Origin of the sequence: Kitasatospora sp. NPDC059817 (genome assembly GCF_042731835.1) — a bacterium.
In the GTDB taxonomy this organism is placed as follows: Bacteria; Actinomycetota; Actinomycetes; order Streptomycetales; family Streptomycetaceae; genus Kitasatospora.
Genome location: NZ_JBHWIR010000344.1, coordinates 1 through 4,170 on the forward strand (window position 1 = coordinate 1; position 4,170 = coordinate 4,170).

The following is a 4,170-nucleotide window of genomic DNA, read 5'->3' on the forward strand; positions in this document are numbered from 1 at the left end:
GCGGCGCCGGGGGGGCGGGGGGCGGCGTGGGCGGGGGGCCCGTTCCGGCGGGGGGGGGGGCGCGCGGGCCCCCCCCCGGCGGCCCTGGCGGTGGCGGCGGCGCTGCTGACGGCGTCCGCCTGCGGCGCCTCCCCCGTGCCGGACGGCGCGGCCGACGACGCGGTCGCCGCCGCCGACGGGCGGCCGCTCGCGCTGGTCTACCGGGGCCCGGCGGCCTGCGAGGGCTGCCCGGAGGCGGCGCGGGAGCTGCTGGAGCGCGACGGCTTCGCGGTGCGCTACGTCGGTCCCGAGGAGCGGCTGCGCTTCGGCGCGGGCGTGCTGGCCGGCGCCGCGCTGTACGTGCAGCCGGGCGGCACCAACGGGCAGGAGGTGAGCACCGCGTGGGGCCTGCTGCAGCGCGACCCCGGCTTCTCGCCGGAGCTGGTGCGCGACTTCGTCCGGGGCGGCGGGCGCTACCTGGGCCTGTGCATGGGCGGCTACCTGGCCGGCGACCCGGGCTACGACCTCCTGCCGGGCGACTCCGGGCAGTACATCCACTCCCGGGGGGCGACCGTCACCGACGAGCAGGACCGCCTCGTCGACGTCGCCTGGCGCGGCCGCCCGCAGCGGATGTACTTCCAGGACGGCCCGTACTTCGACGTCGACGGCCCGGGCGTGGACGTCCTGGCCCGCTATTCCAACGGCCGCGCCGCCGCCGTCACCGCCCCCTACGGCGCCGGCCGGGTGGCGGTCAGCGGCCCGCACCCGGAGGCCCCCGCGGACTGGTACCGCGACTACCACCTGCCCGACGAGTCGAAGACCGGCCTGGGCCTGGGCGCCGACCTGCTGCACGACCTGATGGCGGCGACCCCCTCGTCCTGACGTTCCGTCAACTCGCCTGCGGGTGAGCTGCGGTGTCACGCCCGCTCGGCGGGTCCGGCGGGGAACTCGACGCGCAGCCGGGTGCGGGTGCGCATCAGGATGCGGCCGAGCATGTTCCTGCCGGTGCCGGTGCGTCCGCGCCCCCAGTAGTGGTCGGTGCCGGTGTCCTCGACGAGTTCCTCGTCGCCGGTGGCGAGCAGGACGGCGCGGATGTCCGGGTGCTCCCGGAACTTGGCCGCCACCGCCCGGCGCATCACGTCGTCCTTGACGCGCTCCCAGTCGCGGCGCAGCGGTCCGGCCGGGTCGCGGCCCAGTTCGGCGGCGCGCAGCGGGGTGCGGGCGCGGCGGACGAGGTCGGCGTGGCGGGTGCCGGCGAACTTCTGGGCCTGGAAGTAGTGCTCGGAGGTGGGCCAGAGGTGTCCGTCGAGGTGGAGGGGGTGGGGGGAGAAGTTGGAGAAGCAGCCGTGCGGGGCTTCGTCGGCGCCGTAGAAGTAGATGGTCATCGGGGCCTCGTGGAGGGGGTGTTGGCGGGAGCCGTACGGTCGCAGGCGTGCAGCCGCGCCCGCAACCGGTTTTCGTCCGGTCGCGGGCGCGGGTTCGACGGGCCTCGGCGCGGCCTCGGCGCGGTTCACGTGGTGCTCCGTCAGCGGGACGGTGCGCAGCGGGAGCCCCCGGGGCCGGCCGGTGGCGCTACCGCCCGGCGGGATGCAGGACGCGGTCGGCCACCAGGTCCGGCCGGTCGGTCGGCAGGGCGTGGCCGGCGCCGGGCACGATCTCCGTCCGGGCCGAGGGCACGAGGCGGCCGAGGCGCTCGGCGACCGCGTGCGCGTCGTGCATGGCGCTGCGCTCCCCGAGCAGGAACAGTGCGGGGACGTCCAGGCCGCGCAGTTCCTCGTCGGACAGGACCGGGGGCACCGGGAGCGCGCGGCGGAACCCCATCGACGCGCGCATCAGGGCCATCAGTTCGGTCTCCAGGATGGCGCTGTTGCCGACCAGGCGGGCCAGCCGGGGGCGCAGCGCCCGCGGCGCGGTGGCGGCGAGGCCGCCGGCGATCACCCAGGCGTAGAACCGGGCGCCCATGTCGGCGAAGCCCGCCGGGTCCACCAGGGTGAGGGAGGCGACCCGCCCGGGGTGGTGGATCTGGTGGTGGAGCGCCAGCCAGCCGCCGTAGGAGCAGCCGACGACCTGGGCGTCCGTCACCTCCAGTGCGGCCAGGAGTTCGTCCAGCCAGGCGGCCGCGTCCCGGCCGTCGGCGATCGGGGCGCTCTGCACGCTCGCGCCCGGTTCGCCGACCGTGTCGACGGCGATGACCGGGCGGTGGCGGGCCAGCGTGTCGATGTAGCGGTGCCACATCAGTGCGTTTCCGCCCGAGCCGGACAGCAGCACGATCGGCTCGCCGTGCTGCGGGCCGGTCCGGTAGACGCGGGTGGTCCCGAACGCGGTCGGGAGGTCCAGCGCCGTCCGCGGCCCGGGCCACAGTTCCGTCAGGGCCCGCTCGTAGGCGGCGCGAAACCGGTCCCCGGCCTGGTCGTTCTTGAACTGGCTGATTCGCATGATACATGTGTATCACGGCATGATACGGGTGTACCAGGGAGGTCGCACATGAACGCGCGGGTCGATCACGAGGAACGCCGGCGGCAGATCGCCGAAGCGCTGCTGCGCATCGCCGACACCCAGGGGCTGCAGGCGGCCAGCATGCGGGCGGTCGCCACCGAGGCGGGCGTCTCCCTGCGGCTGGTGCAGTACTACTTCACGACCAAGGAGGGGCTGCTGCTGGACGCGCTGGAGCGGCTCGGCGCCCAGCTCCAGGCCCGCATGGCGGCGTGGATCACCGCGGCCGCCACCCCGCCCACGCCGCGCGGCCTGGTGACCGCGGTCCTGTCCAGCATCCTGCCCACCGACCCGGAGAGCCGCCGGATCACCCGCACCTACGCCGCGTACTACACGCTGGTGCTCAGCGATCCCGCGCTGGTGGAGAAGCACGGGACGCCCCAGCCCGACCTGCTGGAGGGCTTCCTCGCCAAGCAGGTCCGCACGGCCCAGCAGGCCGGGCAGATCGACCCCGCCAGGGACCCGGAGATGACCGCCGCCGGGCTGCTGGCCATGGTCAACGGCCTCGGCTCCAGCGTGCTCGGCGGCCAGCGCACCGGCGACGCCGCGCTGGCGATCCTCACCCACCACCTGGACGAGCTGTTCCGCGGCCGTCCCCGCGGTGACGCCGCCCCGGACCTGCCGACCGCCTGACCTGTCGCCCCCGGACCGGCCGGCCTTCCCCCGCCGCCGGGGCGGGCCGCCGTTCGGCCGGATCCCGTCCGGCCGCCCCGCAGGCGCCCTGTCCGCCCCGGCGCCGGTGCACGAGAATGTGCCGGTCCCGCGCGAGGGGCCGGCGAAAGCGGCCAACTCCCCTACCGGGCAATCCTTTTCCGTTACCGAATGGGGAGGTTCACCGACCGTGTACAGGAGACTTCCGCAAGCCGTGCTGTCGGGTGTGCTGGTCGTGGCCTTCGCGGGGACGACCGCGTGGGCCACGACGACCACGACGACCACGGCGGGCACCGCCCCCGCGCCGGGCGTCGCCGCCGGGTGCGGGGCCGACGCGACCGCCCAGGGCCTGGCCAGTACCGCGCTCCCGAACACCCTGCTGGAGACGCCGCGCTCCGACGGGCGGACCGAACAGTTCCAGCAGTTCTACGACAGTTCGGCGGCCTCCCTCCTGCCCTTCGTCTGGCACCGCTCCCAGGACGCGCCCGGGGGCGCCTACGGCGGCTGGGAGCGCGTCAGCGCCACCCCCGTGGGCCCGAAGCTGTACCAGGTGAGCGCCGTCGAGAACGGCGCCGGCGCCCTGGAGGTGTTCTTCGCCTCCTACGGCGGCTTCTGCCACACCGTCCTGCCCGCGCCCGGCGGCTCCTGGACCCCGACCGAGAACTTCGAGCTGTCCCCGCCGCCGTACCACGGCGGGCTCACGCTCTTCAGGGAACGCGACGGCCGGCTGCACGCCTTCGCCTCCGGCGCCGGCACGAACGCGGCGATGGAGGTGCGCAGCCAGGACGTCGACGCCCAGGACTCCTGGGGCCCGGTGCGGCAGCTGCCCAGGCTGCCGGACCCCAACGCGGGCCTGGGCGCGCCGACCTCGATCGTCCAACTGCCGGACGGGCGGCTGCGGGTGACCGTCCGCGAGTGGAACCGCGACCGCTCGTGGCGGACCACCGAGGTGGACCGGTTCGTCTCCTGGGAGCCGTGGCAGCTCTGCGCGGACAGCACCTGCGCCTGACGCCCGGGCGGCGGGCGGCGGGCGGCGGGCGGCCGGGC

Annotated in this window: 5 protein-coding genes; 3 read left to right on the forward strand and 2 right to left on the reverse strand. The window is 75.9% G+C overall.

Features of this window, described 5'->3' with window-relative positions:
* Window positions 1-861, forward strand: an 861-nt coding sequence (locus ACFV61_RS34865) for a BPL-N domain-containing protein (protein WP_380496109.1), incomplete at its 5' end; no start/stop codon positions are given.
* Window positions 862-896: 35 nt separating this feature from the next.
* On the opposite strand, the gene ACFV61_RS34870 is transcribed toward ACFV61_RS34865, so the two are convergent.
* Window positions 897-1,364: an NADAR family protein gene (locus tag ACFV61_RS34870; RefSeq protein ID WP_380496111.1), complete on the reverse strand. Its 468-nt coding sequence runs from the start codon at window positions 1,362-1,364 to the stop codon at window positions 897-899.
* A 187-nt stretch (window positions 1,365-1,551) separates the two neighbouring features.
* Window positions 1,552-2,415, reverse strand: coding sequence for an alpha/beta fold hydrolase (locus ACFV61_RS34875; RefSeq protein ID WP_380496113.1), 864 nt, complete (start codon window positions 2,413-2,415; stop codon window positions 1,552-1,554).
* A 48-nt stretch (window positions 2,416-2,463) separates the two neighbouring features.
* Here ACFV61_RS34875 and ACFV61_RS34880 point away from each other — a divergent pair, with 48 nt between their 5' ends.
* Both ACFV61_RS34880 and ACFV61_RS34885 read left to right on the forward strand, forming a co-directional pair.
* Window positions 2,464-3,105 (forward strand): TetR/AcrR family transcriptional regulator, encoded by a 642-nt coding sequence (locus ACFV61_RS34880; protein ID WP_063352894.1) that lies wholly within the window; start codon window positions 2,464-2,466, stop codon window positions 3,103-3,105.
* A gap of 208 nt (window positions 3,106-3,313) precedes the next feature.
* Window positions 3,314-4,132, forward strand: a complete 819-nt coding sequence (locus ACFV61_RS34885) for a hypothetical protein (protein ID WP_380496115.1) — start codon at window positions 3,314-3,316, stop codon at window positions 4,130-4,132.
* Window positions 4,133-4,170 lie beyond the last annotated feature (38 nt).